Source organism: Pedobacter metabolipauper, from assembly GCF_004362715.1.
Classification (GTDB): domain Bacteria; phylum Bacteroidota; class Bacteroidia; order Sphingobacteriales; family Sphingobacteriaceae; genus Pedobacter; species Pedobacter metabolipauper.
The window spans coordinates 1-16,093 of the sequence record NZ_SNYC01000003.1 but is presented as its reverse complement, the minus strand read 5'-3'; the positions used below and the strand labels follow the sequence as shown (position 1 = coordinate 16,093).

10 protein-coding genes are annotated in these 16,093 nt (G+C 40.0%); 1 reads left to right on the top strand and 9 read right to left on the bottom strand.

The genetic code is table 11. The features are described 5' to 3' along the window. Window positions 1-19: 19 nt before the first annotated feature. Genes ATK78_RS00130 through ATK78_RS00115 form a run of 4 tightly spaced genes read right to left on the bottom strand, consistent with a single transcriptional unit; the run spans window position 20 to window position 6,218 of the window. A complete protein-coding gene (locus tag ATK78_RS00130) occupies window positions 20-2,653 on the bottom strand; it encodes a hypothetical protein (protein ID WP_133574046.1) in 2,634 nt (877 codons plus the stop codon). Between the two features lie 46 nt (window positions 2,654-2,699). Further along, window positions 2,700-4,439 carry a CocE/NonD family hydrolase gene (locus ATK78_RS00125; protein WP_208112275.1) on the bottom strand — a complete coding sequence of 580 codons (1,740 nt, stop codon included), beginning with the start codon at window positions 4,437-4,439 and terminating at the stop codon, window positions 2,700-2,702. Between the two features lie 19 nt (window positions 4,440-4,458). Then, complete coding sequence (locus ATK78_RS00120) at window positions 4,459-5,163, bottom strand: LytR/AlgR family response regulator transcription factor (RefSeq protein WP_133574045.1); 705 nt, start codon at window positions 5,161-5,163, stop codon at window positions 4,459-4,461. Then, window positions 5,160-6,218, bottom strand: coding sequence for a sensor histidine kinase (locus tag ATK78_RS00115; protein ID WP_133574044.1), 1,059 nt, complete (start codon window positions 6,216-6,218; stop codon window positions 5,160-5,162). Before ATK78_RS00115 ends, ATK78_RS00120 begins: the two co-directional genes overlap by 4 nt. A 342-nt stretch (window positions 6,219-6,560) precedes the next feature. Here ATK78_RS00115 and ATK78_RS00110 point away from each other — a divergent pair, with 342 nt between their 5' ends. After that, the gene (locus ATK78_RS00110; protein ID WP_133574043.1) at window positions 6,561-6,794 is read left to right on the top strand and encodes a hypothetical protein; all 234 of its coding nucleotides are present in this window, start codon (window positions 6,561-6,563) and stop codon (window positions 6,792-6,794) included. A gap of 137 nt (window positions 6,795-6,931) precedes the next feature. Here the strand turns inward: ATK78_RS00110 and ATK78_RS00105 are convergent, their stop codons facing one another. The 5 genes from ATK78_RS00105 to ATK78_RS00085 form a co-directional block, all read right to left on the bottom strand. Then, window positions 6,932-7,528 carry a GIN domain-containing protein gene (locus ATK78_RS00105; protein ID WP_133574042.1) on the bottom strand — a complete coding sequence of 199 codons (597 nt, stop codon included), beginning with the start codon at window positions 7,526-7,528 and terminating at the stop codon, window positions 6,932-6,934. A gap of 451 nt (window positions 7,529-7,979) precedes the next feature. After that, window positions 7,980-8,948: a ligand-gated ion channel gene (locus ATK78_RS00100; protein WP_133574041.1), complete on the bottom strand. Its 969-nt coding sequence runs from the start codon at window positions 8,946-8,948 to the stop codon at window positions 7,980-7,982. A 184-nt stretch (window positions 8,949-9,132) separates the two neighbouring features. Further along, entirely contained in the window at window positions 9,133-10,335 is a 1,203-nt protein-coding gene (locus ATK78_RS00095; protein WP_133574040.1) for an alpha/beta hydrolase family protein, read from the bottom strand. 81 nt (window positions 10,336-10,416) lie between these two features. After that, window positions 10,417-11,301, bottom strand: a complete 885-nt coding sequence (locus tag ATK78_RS00090; RefSeq protein WP_133574039.1) for a PorP/SprF family type IX secretion system membrane protein — start codon at window positions 11,299-11,301, stop codon at window positions 10,417-10,419. Between the two features lies 1 nt (window position 11,302). Next, a partial coding sequence (locus ATK78_RS00085) for a T9SS type B sorting domain-containing protein (RefSeq protein ID WP_133574038.1) occupies window positions 11,303-16,093 on the bottom strand: 4,791 nt, incomplete at its 5' end.

The window sequence follows — 16,093 nt, the reverse complement described above, 5'->3', positions numbered from 1 at the left end:
AGCTTCAATCGCTTCAGTATTACTTCATTTCTTCAATTAATGCTTTTGCCTGTTTAAGCCAATCCTCTGTTTTCTCCTCAAAATTTGTATAACCTGTATAACCTTCAAAATTTAATTTACCAGATTTGTTATCAAAAGGCCCACAAATACCAATGTAGGTTTTAATAACTTGTTCTTCCAGGTAGTTAAACTCAAAAGCATAATAAATATCCTTATCATCCATAACTTTTCCTAAAAGACGGATTGAATTTGGGGCATCATAATCATCAACCAGGTAATTGTATAAAATGAGTTTGGCAAACTCCTCATGTTTTCTATATTTTACTGGAACGCTTTCCAGCTTACCGATTGCATTAAATGCGCTCATAATATCATAGCGTGTACTTAGGCTGTCCAGCTGCGCACTTAACATGGCCGGATCGAGAGGTAAACCGGACTTGATCCGGGCGGCAAAGGCAATGGTATGCAAGTACTCAGCAGAATCGAGCGAGAATATTTTTTTAGTAAACTCATCTGTTAACTGGGGCATTTTAACTTCGGGAAGGATATATAAATATCTGTAAAGAATTAAAAAAGATGAGTAATCAAGCTTAGATTTTTTTACAACTACATCATCCATGGCTCTTTCCGTGATCTTTTCCTTTCTGCTTTCTATAGCTGCCAGGTAGCTGCTTTTATCCTCATCACTAAGCATGTCCACCACCAAATCAAGAACATGCAACCGGTATTGGTCCACCTTTAATAAGGTAAGTAATTTATCAAAATTTGTAGCAGCATAAGAAAGAGAATCATTCAACGGGGTGAATAGATCCCAGTATTCCTTAAGCTTTAAAGGGGTTGCTGTAAGCAAAGAATTGAAATACCAATCGTAATTATTTTTATCTACACCAACAATAGCCGGAAGAACTTCCGCTTTAATCACGTCTGTATTACCCGCATCCTGAAACAATTCTTTTAAAAATGTAACAGTACGGCCGTCGTTCAACTCAGTTAGTTGTCTAATGAGCAAAGCCCGAACTCCATTGCTCGTCGTATCATCTGCATACTTTAATTTCAAAGCATCATAAATGAGCGGCAATTCTTCCTTATCAAATTCATAATAATTAAAAGCCGCCAATACCTTTAAATGAGTTATACTATCGGTACTCTTTGAATCTTCAAATAATAGCGAAGCCTTAGAGCTCTTTTGATCAAAAGCATTATGCGGGCCAAACTTTAACGAGTTAAAAAATTCTGCGGATTGCGGACTATTCATTTCCTCACTGCTCACAAAAGCAGATTGAACATAATACTGGTCATTATTTATAAAAACACGAATTTTACGATCTATAGCATTTGCGGTGTCTTTTGAATAATATTCCTTTCCCTTAACATTTCCGGAAAAAACATCGCTTAAAATATAATTGCTGCTATCCGCTGCTGTTAATGATTTAAATACACGTTGGTATAAAGTATCCATATTTTTAATCCGCGCATATTTGCCCAGTGTTCCCTGGTCCAACCCATACAGGCCACCGGAATTTTTATTAACCACATAATACGATTTAGTATTTTGTACCATCCCCTTGTAATCCTCATCTTCATTAGGTACAGATATAGGTTCTGATGGCATGCGCAGACTTACATTTTCCCTGGAAAACACGACACCTTCATTTGGTGCATATTTTTCAAAGTCAAAAGAGTCAAAAAAATCACTTTTAATGGTTTCATTACCCTTCATATTCTGGCGCATCAATAGGTATACCCTGTTGCCGCGAATAAAAATTTGAATCTCCAGAGACGTATCCATCGAACTGATCACAATTGTCCGCCCCTCATAACCACCTTTAAAAATGACCCTGACTTCTTCTTCAACTTTCCCTTTTCCTTTCAGATCATCAATCAGCATTTTAAAAGTTAAGTCCTTGTCCTTGATGTATGTCCCTGCTGGATAATCGTTATACCGAACGATATAATTGGCCATATTGGATTTGTCTGTCGACATAAACATATTCATTACGTAAGACGGATAACCAGGATTTTCTTTATTTAAAACTTCATTTATTGCTTCCTGGGGAGTTCCAGGAAGGTTGATGCGGAATGCTCCTTCACTATTTTTATACATTACCCAGCTACTCGTTTTAGGTAGGGCTGTAGCTGTAATTTTAAACGAATTAAAAAAATATTCGGGAGAACCCTCGTCCAGATTATTCGTTAAACTTTCAGCACTCAGCGCATAAAACACATCATTTTTAAGGTAATAAATAACACGTATAAATTTATTATCCTTTTTTAACCCTGCCTCCATCTTAGCAAGGGTATCACTACCCAGCTTCTTTTTATACTGTAGTTTTATCTGATCGCCTTCCAGATACTTATTTAGCATTTCACTAAGAAGCTGATCAGCGGTTCCACCAACAACACGGCCCGTATACAGTGCAGTTGAGGTATACAAAATTCCATTCGCCTTATCATTATACTCAAATTCAACAGAAAAGCCTTTTGCGGGTTTCTTAACCGGAGCAGAAGGAAAGTCAACTATAAAATTATTTACCGTGTCTTTATGGGTGTACCACTTTTGTTGTTGTGAAAATCCGAAAACAGATGAAAAGAGAAAGATAATGGCGCATAGACCGGCCTTTGAGAAAGACCCGAAAGAAAGTTGAACGTTCATATACTGTACAGAGGAGGTTAATTATCCCGCCACAATATAATAACTTTTATAACTTCATCCGCATGGGCACCTGAATAAAACTATCCGTATACCACCTGATCTTTAACGGCTCTGCAGCATCTTCAATGGTTTCCAGGCTCACATCTTTACCCGTACCATAATTTACCTGCGCAAATGAATTCTTATCAACATTCAATACCACCAATAATCGGCTTCCCTTATTCAGTAGCTTGCTTACCATTCTTGAACGTTCAAATGGGATCACTTCAATCTTTCCGGGTCTAAGCAGCTTTCTCTTACTCATATCTTCGGCATAGCTAGCCCTCCCCATAAAATAAGACAACTGGAAATATTCACCATTTGGCAGTACTTCATATAACACCAATCCAATGTCCATGTCTTTTTTATTGATGCTGGCTTTCAACACACCGCTAAACATACCATTGATCGAAACGGGCCGGTCAAATGGCTTGCTGATAAAGAATAAACCGTTATCCCTGTTAAGCTCTTTCTTGCCTATCGGATCAGGGTAATAATCATTATTGGAAGTATTGCGGTCTGCCAGGTCAATCGTCTGTTCTATAGATCCAGATTTAACTGGTCTTTTATCCGACAGGCTAAAATCACTGTGCAGTTTCGTCTTATCCAGGTAAAGGGTCAAAACCGTATCAGCCATTTTTTCTATAGAGCCGACATGCTCCCATCGGTTTGTCCCCATCACCTCATAGTTGATCCTATCTTTTAAAAGCTCAGGCTTCTTGCCACCTTTCATGACGTAATCCAGCCATTGAAAAGTAATCTCCCGGGTATTGATCAGGGCAACCGAATCTACCTGATAACCACGCAATACCGCGGCACCACCCTGTTGGGCACCAAAATGATCATAAGGACCAATGATCAGGTAATGATTGGCCATGGGGTTGTATTTATAATGTTCCCGAAGATAATGAAGGGCAGAGATCTGGCCATCGTCATAATACCCGGTAATACTCAGTACAGGAATATTGATCCGGGCAAAATCCGACTGATATGGAACCATACCCTGCCAATAGCTATCGTAATCCGGATGCAGCAGCCAGCGCTGCAGCCAGGGGTTTGATGTACCATCAATACTGTCAATCCTATTGTATGCCTTTCCGCTTTGATACCAGCTGTCCCGCATGTTCCGCCAGCGCCGATGATCATTATTTACCGCATTATCGGTATACTTATTATTCGTCACATAAAAAGCCCACTGGTAATTTGCATTCAGAAAAATGTTATTCTCCATTGGCAAACCCAAACCGGGAATTGCCGCCACATAAGGCACAATCGTTTTCAATGCCGGATGCAGGTACTTTGTCGCAGCCCATTGTGCAAAACCAGAATAACTGCCGCCATACATCCCTACCTGTCCATTGCTCCAGGGCTGTTTAACTATCCAGTCAATCACAGCATTTACATCTTTGGCCTCATGTTCATATGGCTCAACCACATCCGGACTTAAGCGTTTGCCACGGGTATCGGCAACAATACCTACATACCCATGATCTGCCGCAGATTTCGCTTCTGCCAAACTTCGCTCCAGGTTCGAATAGATAAAAAACATCAACGCTGCAGGCTGAGGTACAGTAATTCCTTTTTTACGTACCACCACTGCAGAAAGCGTGCCCCCATTATTTATACCAATCAGAACACTATCTTCAATCAGGTACGAATCCTGATCTTTATTGATTTCCTGGGAACGGCAAACCTGGCTTACCATGAGGCATAGCAAAGCCATACCGAAAATTTTTCTGCTCATCATTTTAGATTCAAATATTAAATTAATTTCGGTTCATCATCCTGAACCGAACAGACTGGCGGGTAGACAGCTTAATCACATCCCCGCTTTTAAGTGTAATAGTCAATGCTGCATTTTCTGCGTGCTCTTCCTGATGTATCGAATCAATAAACTTAAGGTTGATCATTTGAGCCCTGTTGGCCCTAAAGAATTGCTGTTGGTCAAGCTTTTCTTCCAGCTGACTTAAAGAACTCTTTAAAAAGACCTTTTTATCATCAAAAAACAACCGGACATAATTGTCCATAGATTCAATCAAGTAGACATCTGCCCATCGGATCAAATGGTACTGGTGGCGGTCGCGCACAAAGATCTGAGGCTCAACATCCATCATTAACTTTGCTTTTAACTGTACGATCGCCTTATCAAAACGCTCTTTACGGATTGGCTTCATCAGGTAATCGAAAGCCGCTACTTCAAAAGCCTTTACTGCATACTGATCAAAAGCCGTAGTAAAAATTACCAGTGGAATGAGGTCCAGCATTTCAAGCAAGTCGAAGCCAGATTTCTCAGGCATCTGAATATCAAGAAACAAAAGATCCGGATGGAGTAATTCAATCCTTGCCTTTGCTTCATCAGCATTTGCAGCTTCACCTAAAACTTCAAATTCAGGATAGGCCTGTAAAAGTCTTTTAACCTCTTCCCTGGCAGACCGCTCATCGTCGATAATTAATACGGTGACCTTTTTCATGGCATCGGAATTAAAAGAGTGGCCCATACCTTTCCGCCCGATTTCCTGCAGATATCGAATGAAGCAGCCCCATGGTATTCCAAGCGCAGCCTTTCCTGTAAGTTTTTAAGGCCAATCCCAGTTGTAGGCGTGTTAAGATCAATCATCCCGGGATTCTGCACACAGATGCGGATTTTATCTCCAAGTCTCGAAATATCAATCTGAACGCATCCGCCCGGCTTTTGCAGCGAAACCCCATGTTTAATTGCATTTTCAACAAGCGACTGGATGCTAAACCGCGGAATTAGCTGCTCTTCCAGCAAACTGTCCATTTCAATTTCAAACGTCAGCCGCTCTTCCATCCGCAGCTTTTCCAGTTCAAGATAATCATGAACCAGATCCATCTCAGACTTTAGAGGGATCAATACCGCACCGCTGTTGTAAAGCGCATTGCGCAGCAGCTCACTTAAAAGATCAATGCCCCTCCGTGCCGATCCCGGCTGATCAATAACCAATGCTTTAATTGTATTGAGTGAATTAAATAAGAAATGCGGGTTAATTTGGGCAGACAAGTTGCTTAGCTGTGCCTCCCTGGTCATTATGGCCAGCTGTGCATTTTCTTTGGTTACCCGGATCTCACGACGTGCATATTGATATAAGTGATACGCCAGCAGCCAAATGGACATGATGCGGATCCCTGCAATAAAAACATCCATCCACCTCATCATAAAGCTAAATAAGCTTTCAGAAAACCCCGGAGAAAACATCACCTTAAAAGCATACAGCTTCAGTAAAGTAAGGATCGTGTAAGCAATGCTCATGATCACAATCGCTGGAATGATCCGCTTTACCAGCTGATCCAGGTTTAGATTCTGCCAATGGTGCCGCAATGCAAAATTCCGATACAAATGAGTCAGAGAAATATACATGACCACATCGGTTATAAATAGAAGTAACCCAAGCGACAAACTAAATCCCGGACTAATAAATCCGATGTATGCCCAATACAGCGCAGCCAGCGACCAGCCAATGAGCTGGCATTTCCAATAAAGCGATATAGATGTCCTGTCTTTCAATGTCTGATATATGGATATAAAACAAAACAACAAAAACTATTTCGTACCTGAAAGATAAAGTACAGGAACGTAAATGATTAGGGGATAAACGTTGCCTTTCCAATTTTTTTAATAAAAACCAGCACATAAAAAATCACCTCCAGGAATCATTGAAGCAGGTGTTTTAATTTTCGAACAACCACATGGAATACCTTACACCAATAAGAAGTTTGATAATCAACCACTTATAAAACCAGCATAGAAATACATTCGTTAATGAGGATAACTAAAGCAATTAAAAGCTTTGAACCACAGGGGATGCCGAAAACCTTCAAGAGTAAGCAGATACTAAATACGAATGTTATGAAACTTCAAGAATTAAATCAACAAGAATTGACAGAAATTAACGGCGGCGGTCTATTTGGAAACAGTGATTCATCATCCTCAAACGGATTACTGGGAAAAATTGGAATAGGTAGCTTGTTATCTTTCCAAACAGCTACTAAAGATGGAGATCAGCAAAGTGCTTCTTCCTTCTCATTAGGCGATGGGATAAGCTTGGATTTAGGTGGATTATTCAATAACGCGAATAGCTAGTTTAAACCAATAACTAAATAATAGGTTTGCCCAATTGTTATTGATCTGATAATCATAAACTTTTGGGCAAACCTTGTATAAATAAAAAAGGGGATAACCGTTCAGATTACCCCCTTCAACTTACTAACCTATCTCTCTTATCTTATATCGTTAGCAGCCAGCTTAACAGCTTTCATTGCAATTACTGTTGCTGTGCTGTTTTTGCTCACAAAATTATCCAGTTTTGTATTTTTAAGGTTGGCAGCAATCAAGGTATGCTCATCTGCAGAACCATTTAACCTTAATACCGCATCGTCATTTACTACAGTATATAAACTTCCTGCTGTGGTTTTAACTTTGGCAGTTGCACTTTGACTTAAGAACACCTGAAGGTATTTTACATCGAAGTTATTGCTGGTTACCACTACAGAACTTCCGGCAGCTTCAATCCGTTGCAAGTCTTTTACTGAAACATTAATCGTAACCTGGGCAGATTCCATCGAGTTGATGTATAAGGTTTGTCCTTTGCTTTGGATTGTGGTCATTTCTGAATTGAAGTCCTCACCTACCTGTACTTCTTCCTGATCACTTTGAGTCAATACGATCTTCACATTTCCACTCACCCAGATCTTGTTGAAACCAGCGTAAGCAGTAGTTTTTTGGATTGGCGATGCAGCAAAGGTTGCCATGGCAGAAGTACTTAAAAGAACAGCTGTAAATAGAGAAGCGAATACGGTTTTAGTTAGAGTTTTCATGATATCTTGTTTTTAAAATTTTCTTGTTTTTTGTTATTAAGACAGCAAGAATTACAAAACGTTGCACGGCAATATGAGATACTATACCAGCAACAGCACAATCACGACCAACGCCTGTAATATTTCGACGAACAGGAATCAAAAAAAGTAAAGGATATGATTAAAACTAGCAGAGGTTGCACATGCGATCACGAAATTTATCCCAATATTGGTATTAAGAATAGTTGTCCGCAATAATTAATCCTGTTCAAGCAGAAAGATTTAACTTTATTAACTACAGCACAATTAACTTTGTTAACCGCAGCACGATGCAATTTTGTTAACTGCAGCTGCAATTTAAACCAGTCAGGCATCAGGATCTAAATACATCCCATCTAAAAATTATTTAAATATTGCTGGTCTGAAGAATAAGATATTTCTGACCTGAAATTAAATACTACTGACCTGAAGTTTAAATACTGCTGGCCTGAAAAATAAAATAACTGTTCAAAGCAATATATATGGCAAGGATCACTAAGGCAAAAATCTTATCAAATCTATTGGCCTGGTCAATTTTTCCCCGCTTGATCATTCTGAGGGAGAATGCGGTCGACATGATTACAATCAAAATAAAAACCAGCGTAATTCCATGCAGCATGTCCACCAGCGTAAATGTAGTGGCTTCCGGCAACGATGCATCAATGATGTATTTATTACCGATCACGGCGAATAATGAGCCTACACTCAACCCAAATCTGGAATCAATGCTATCGGCATGAATATAAAAACACATGAATGCAATTAGAAAAGCCACATACATCCCCAGAAACATTTTCCAGAAAAGTCCAATGGCATCCCTGCTAATACCAATGCGCACCCTAAAATTACTGTATTCAGTATGAGGCACTTTGATACTGGTATCGCCAAACGCAGTTTCGTAGATTTTTGTTCCAGCAGAGATTTTTAAACTGTCTATATTCCAGCCTCTAAGTGTAAAACGCGGATCAAACTGTTTACCTACCGTATCCGGAACAAAGATCAGCGATCCAGAATCGTATTGTGAATTTTCAATAGACAGCCTGAGCAGCTGATGGTCGAATGGAAAATTATCAATTGCCCATGAATCCTTCATCACACATTGCAGTTTCATCAGCAAATAAACTTCATTACCAGTTGTATCAATTGTTGAAAAAGATTTTACTACTGTTTTAGCCTGTGGTACTTCCAGATTTTCTACAAAGTCGAAGTCTTTGTTTTTATATTTTAACCACAACCAAAGATTGATGGTATATTCCTTCTCCTTAAAATCAATATCGTGAATACTGGTCACATAAATACCGGTACGAACAGTGTCAGGGACACTTTCCTGAGCATTAGTCCGTGTAGAAAGTCCAATAAGGAGCGTCAATAAGAATACTAAAAACAGCTGATTTTTTTTCAATTAACCTAATTTTGAATGTGGAAACCCCATAAAGATACCTGATCAGCCTCCTTCAATAATAAATGTGGAAAACTATTTTTTCAATTCATATAGGACTACCTGCTACACTTTACCGTCTTATATATATCGGAACAGATCTTGAGTACCGAACGCAACTTCATACTGCGTCTGGTTCCGGTAAAATTTAGGGAATGGTTATGAAAGTACTGGCAGGATGGATGTCCTGCCATACTTTTCCTTCTTTAATAGCTATCCTGGAATAAAAAATCAAATCTTTATCAAGTCTTTCAGCGGCAGTTTCTTTAATGATTGCCTGATCACGCTTTACTTTACCATTAAAGATTGTTTTACCAAGATAGATCACCTTAACCTTTTTATCCAGGTTAAGCATTTGATCGTTCAGGTAAATCAAAAGTGTGGTATTGTCATTCTTTTCAATAAGTACTGTATTCTCAGAAATAGAAGCAATAACTTCTGCACCCGTTTTCATTTCAGCGGCAGGCACACCAAGCCAGTAAAACCGGGTACGGTTCATATCATCCTGGTGCCAGGTAACTTTTGCAGGCAATGCATTTCGTTTAAAAGAAGCCAGCCATGGAATGGCGACGGTATCTTTACGGTTCATCCAATGTGGAAGATCCGGATAAACGTGAACATCGTGCTGAAAAGATCCCGGATCGCTTTTCTCCAGACTATCCAGCTTTAAGCCCCATTCTCCAGCCAGTTTATTTCTATTATACGCTTTATCCACTCCGCCAACATAAATGGCAAAAGGCAAATTTCTAAGGTTCATTGCTGCTGCATCTCCTGGATGTCCGGCCATCATTGCCGAAGCCGCCCAATAATCTGCCATCCTTGGTGCGAGTTGAAACGTACCATCACCTCCTGCAGAGTAACCAAGCAAGTAAATTTTATTTGGGTTAACGCCTTCCATAATTACAGCGTCTTTGATCAAACGGTCAAATAACGTGTCGATATGTGCTTCATGCCATAGGTTCCAGGTATTTGTAGGTGCCCTGGGTGCTACATAGATCCCTTCAGCAGGAGTATATAAATTAATCTGATTTTTCCATTGCTGATCATTGGTTGCCGGACTTGTATTGCCGCCGCCATGCATAGAGATATACATGCTGTATCCATCTTTAGGTTTTTCACCTAGTTTCCGGTAGGCAAATTTCAACGTATGTGCACCTAGCGCAATACTCTTATTTTCCCATTCCAGTTCTGCCTTGGGCTTGTACAAAGCAGATTGCTGCTTTAATTCAGATTGCGCCATTGCTTCAGCAGCAGATTTGCTCAACGCGGATTGGGCATAGGTTAGAGAAGTGACTAAGACAAATCCGAAAAACAATAAAAGGGATACGGCAGACTTTATTTTATAATGCATGGAATAATTCATTTAAAGCCATGAAGATAGTAACTTTAAGTGAAACGAGTTAACTTAGGACAAAATGGATTATGGGGTAAGCTATTTGAATAACCGGTAAACCAGGCCAATCTCGAAACTACCATCCGCATAAGTTCTGAGTGCAGCAGTTTCCGATGTATACATCCCCATAATTGAAAATACGCCATAATTTATCCCCAGTCCCATGGTAGCACTTTTAGAACTGTGATACATAGCCATCATCCACAGTTTATCATCGAAGAGGCTTATATTCGCACCAGCATCAATCAGGTTATCATAGCCTTTGATCGCTCTAAAAGTTAATTTTGGTTCAAAAGAAATGCTACTTTCAGCACCACTAAAGTACCATTTATAGCTTATAGCTGTTAAATACAGCGATTGGTCAATGGTCTTATTATCTTCTTTTTGAAAAAAATGCCTCATGTTGGGCATTGCAGCCTGTATAGTAAATCTATCAGAAGTATAAGCAACGCCAAAATCACCATCGAAATAAGTTTCCCGCTGCCCCAAACCCATTACACTTCCATCATCAGCATCACCATCAATCTGATCGGCCGATATTCTTTGATACATCATTCCTAAAGAGAGCCCAAAATGAAGTTCTTTTCCTTCTTTACTTATTGGAAGATGATATGCATAGGTGCCCGTAACGCGTGATTGCTTAAGCAACCCAGCCAGGTCACTATACATATTCAGACCAAGCCCAACCTTTTCGTATCTGTATTGCGCTGTAAGTGCATGGTTAGTTGGTGATCCGGATATACTATTGAATTGCTTGCGCATCCCAAGGTTGAGCTCCATACCTGGCCTGATGCCTGCCATGGCCGGATTAGCTGCATATTGATTAAAATAATATTGTGTGCCCAAAGGGTTCAGCTGAGCCATTGAACGTTTTCCGAAACCAAACAGCAGCAGTGCAAATAGAAATATATTTATCTTATTCATATTAATCCCTAACAATGGTAACAAAACCTTTCAACTTCATTTTTCCAAATCCAAAATCTACAATATAATAATAGGTATCCTCTGCAAGCGGTGAGCCCTGAAAAGTCCCATCCCACTCATCGGTATAGTTTACTTTGCTATAGAGCTTCCGACCAGCACGATCAAATATGATCACCTCGTTATTGGGATACATATCGATATTTCGTAATTTGAACCGGTCATTTTTTCCATCGCCGTTAGGAGTCAGGATATTTGTACCCTTCACCATAATGAAGTCTTCTTTGACAAGGATCGTGATCTCTTTGGTTGATACGCAACCCGTTGCCGATGAAACAGATACCCGGTAAGTCGTGGTCACATCCGGACGAATGGTAATTGAAGCCGTATTGCGTGCGCCAACAATCCCAGGTGTATTCTCCCATATGTAGCCAGATCCCCCATTGGCAGTAAGAATCAAAGTCTCCCCCTTAGACAATTCAACCTTTCCACCCAGTGCAGCAATAACAGCAACGGGCATTGGATTTATCGTAACCGTAAAGTTCCGGCTAAAGGAATCTATGCCACCATGCTCAGTGCCACCATTATCTCTGATGGTAATCGTCACAATAGCGGTCCCGCTTTTCCCTTGTGCAGGGCGATAGCTAAATAATCCGCTGTTGCTAACCTGCAGGTCATCGAACAGACTGGCATCGGTACTGGAAATCGTAAAAGTTGTACGTTGTCCAGCTTCAGGTCCGGCTCCCAATCCGGAAAGTGATACACTTTGTTTTTCAAATGATGCACAAACTGCCTGATCAGCAATTGCATCCAATGTGGGTGGCTCATTTACATCATTCAGAGCAACAGTAAATGATTGTTCAAACATTTGTCCGTATTGGTTTGCAGAGCGTATCCGAATGTTATAATTTGCTTTTTGTTCATAATTAAACACGACAGCCGTTTTAAGTTCATTACCAGAAATTGTAAAAGATCCATTATCAGTATCGCCAGATCCCGCAACCAGCGAATAACTAAATGTAGCACCAGGGTCGCTGGCTGTACTGTTAAAAACACCAGCCAAAGCACCCGGTTCATGGTTCTCATAGATATTGGATTGTGCAAAGGAAATGTTCGTTAGTATACCCGGAGTGATTGTAAGTACACCATCAACATAACTTATGCTGTAATTTTTAGCATTTGTCCTACCCACAGTAATTGGATAAGAACCTTGCGGGGAAAGTTGTGAGGCAGTGGTTAAAAATAAAGGTTTCACTAAAAGGACATCAGCATTTTCACCATTTACAAAACCAGAATATGTAGCAGTCCATACCGGATCAGGCATTCCAACAGCCCGTTGTTTATCATCCGCAGCAATTATTAATGCTTTCGGATTTACAGTAATCAAACCATTCGTGTAATTAACCGTATAGCTTTCTAATCCTAAACCAATGGCTGCGGAAGGGATAATAACATATCCGGAAGCATCTACAGGAGCTGCTTCTAAAGCTCCGGCACTGTTCAGGTTAACTGAGGTAACCGTATTTCCATTCACCAGTCCATCCGCAATAAATTCAGTTCCTGAAAAATCTATTCGGTTTCCATAAGTCTTACTACGGCTGTTGGCCGTAATATTTAAGCCCTTCTTAAGCACTTGATTATTTGCATCTGCAGACACATGAATACTAACGGCTTTCAAACTGCTAAGAATTATATCACCAGCATATATTCCTGCATCAACAGTAGCTTTTAATCTTAAGTAAACCGGGGTTAAACCAATAGTCCCTGCAGAGCCAATAGTAATATTGCCGGCAAAAGTGGTTTGATTCAAACTTATTTCAAAGCCTTCAGGAGCCGTTACTAAAATACCAGCATCCATATCCTCACCTGACACATTAAAACTTGTCAGAGATGACGCCAAACCATATACAGTCGACAATGAAACCAGGGTTCCTGCGACATGAATAATAGGAACTGGCGGAACACCAATCCGAATTGATTCAGTAGAAGGAACAGCATTAAATATTAATACCGCATTGTTACCTGCAGCATCCTGAAAAAAGCTTTGATCCGAAATAATGTGGTTACCCAATTCAATACCATCCTGATCATTGTCATTTGCCTGTACCACATAATCAAAAACAAATTGATCTGTTCCATTTCCACTTTTGAAATAAGCTCTCCGAGCAGTGTTACCAATGGTTACCGGAATAAAGGCAGTTTCTTCATGGCCATTGATAGCTACATTTTCAGTAAAATAAACTTTAAAAGTTAGTGCTGTACCTGCGAGATAAGTACCATTTGCCGGCACACTAACGGAGGTAATTGCAGGAGGAATGATATCTTCATAAAGATCATTCACATGGATCGTAAATGATTTTTCATAATCAAGGCCACCCTGATCAGTAGTTCTGATCCTGATGCTATAGTTACTTTTGATTTCAAAATCGGGAATTGCAGTTAGTTTTAATGCATCACCAGATATCGTGAAAGCAACATTATCTGTACTACCTGTTCCCGTTACTAAAGCATAGGTAAATGTGTTAGCAGCGTCAGGATCTGTGGTAGACAACAATCCGATTGCAGAATTGGCTAAAACATTTTCATTAATTGTTAAAGCACTTAAAATCAGTTCTGTTGGACGCTCATTGATATCATTAATTGAAATACTAAATACATCATCATATGTAAGTCCACCCTGATCAGTCGATCTAATACGGATGTTATAACTATTTTTAACCTCAAAATCGGTAATTGTATTTATCTTTAATATATTTCCAGATATAATAAACATATTATTATCAGCACTTCCAGTCCCTCTAACCAAAGTATAAGTAAAGGTACCAGAGGCATCGGGATCAGTTGTATTTAAGGTTCCAACAGTTGAACCTGCTGCTGCATTCTCATGCATAGACAACGCGCTTAAAATCAATCCGGTGGGCTGCTCATTGACATTGTTAACGGATACCATAAATTGCTTTTCAAGGCTTAGACCACCCTGGTCAATAGTTCTGATACGAACAGAATAACTGTTCTTTATTTCAAAATCAGGGATTGAAGTTAATTTCAAGCCAGTTCCATCAATCGTAAATGAAGCATTATCAGTACTTCCAGCCCCGCTAACCAAAGTATAGGTAAATGTATTTGGGGCATCAGGATCGATAGTACTTAAGGTTCCAATTGTTGAGCCTGCGGCAACATTCTCATTGATGGACGAGGCACTTAAGGCAATAGCGGTGGGTGCTTCGTTTACATTAGTAACTGAAACCGCAAACTCTTTTTCATAGTAAAGGCTGCCCTGATCAGTGGTTCTGATGCGAACCGAGTAACTGCTCTTGGTTTCAAAATCAGGACTTGGGGTTAGTTTTAAACTTGTCCCGTCAATCGTAAACGAAGCATTATCGGTGCTTCCAATCCCTGTAACCAAAGTATAGGTAAATGTATTTGAGGCATCAGGATCAGTAGTACTTAAGGTTCCAATTGTAGAACCTGCAGCGGCATTCTCATTGATGGACGAGGCACTTAAGGCGATAGCGGTGGGTGCTTCATTGACATTAGTAACTGAAACCGTAAACTCTTTTTCATAGTAAAGACTACCCTGATCAGTCGTTCTGATGCGAATCAAGTAGCTACTTTTAGCTTCAAAATCAGGAATATCTGTTAATACCAGTGCATCACCAGATATTGTAAAAGCTGCATTATCGGTGTTTCCAGTCCCGGTAACCAGAGTATAGGTAAACGTATTTGAAGCATCAGAATCCGTAGTACTTAAGGTTCCAACTGTTGAACCTGCGGCAGCATTCTCGCTAATCGATGCAGCACTTAAGGCGATAGCTGTGGGTGCTTCATTCACATTAGTAACTGAAACCGTAAACTCCTTTTCATAGTAAAGGCTGCCCTGATCAGTACTCCGGATGCGAACAGAATAACTGCTCTTGACTTCATAATCAGGACTTGGGGTTAGCTTTAAACTTGTCCCGTCAATCGTGAATGAGGCATTATTTGTACTTCCAGTCCCGGTAACCAGAGTATAGGTAAACGTATTTGAAGCATCAGGATCAGTAGTACTCAAAGTTCCAACTGTTGAACCTGCGGCAACATTCTCGTTGATGGACGAGGCACTTAAGGCGATAGCGGTGGGTGCTTCGTTAACATTATTAATTGAAACCGTGAATTCTTTTTCATAGTAAAGGTTACCCTGATCGGTACTCCTGATACGAACTGAGTAGCTACTTTTGGTTTCATAATCAGGACTTGGGGTTAGTTTTAAACTTGTCCCGTCAATCGTAAATGAGGCATTATCTGTACTTCCGGTTCCGGTAACCAAAGTATAGGTAAATGTATTTGAAGCATCAGAATCAGTAGTACTTAAAGTTCCAACTGTTGAACCTGCCGCTGCATTCTCATTGATGGCCGAGGCACTTAAGGCGATAGCAATGGGTGCTTCGTTCACATTATTAATTGAAACCGTGAATTCTTTTTCATAGTAAAGACTACCCTGATCAGTGGTTCTGATTCGAACAGAATAACTGCCCTTGGTTTCAAAATCAGGACTTGGGGTTAATTTCAAACTTGTCCCGTCAATCGTAAATGAAGCATTATCGGTGCTTCCAGTCCCGGTAACCAGAGTATAGGTAAACATATTTGAAGCATCAGGATCCGTAGTACTTAAAGTTCCAACTGTTGAACCTGCCGCGGCATTCTCATTGATGGACGAGGCACTTAAAGCGATAGCTGTGGGTGCTTCATTGACATTAGTAATTGAAACCGTAAACTCTTTTTCATAGTAAAGGCTGCCCTGATCAGTCGTTCTGAT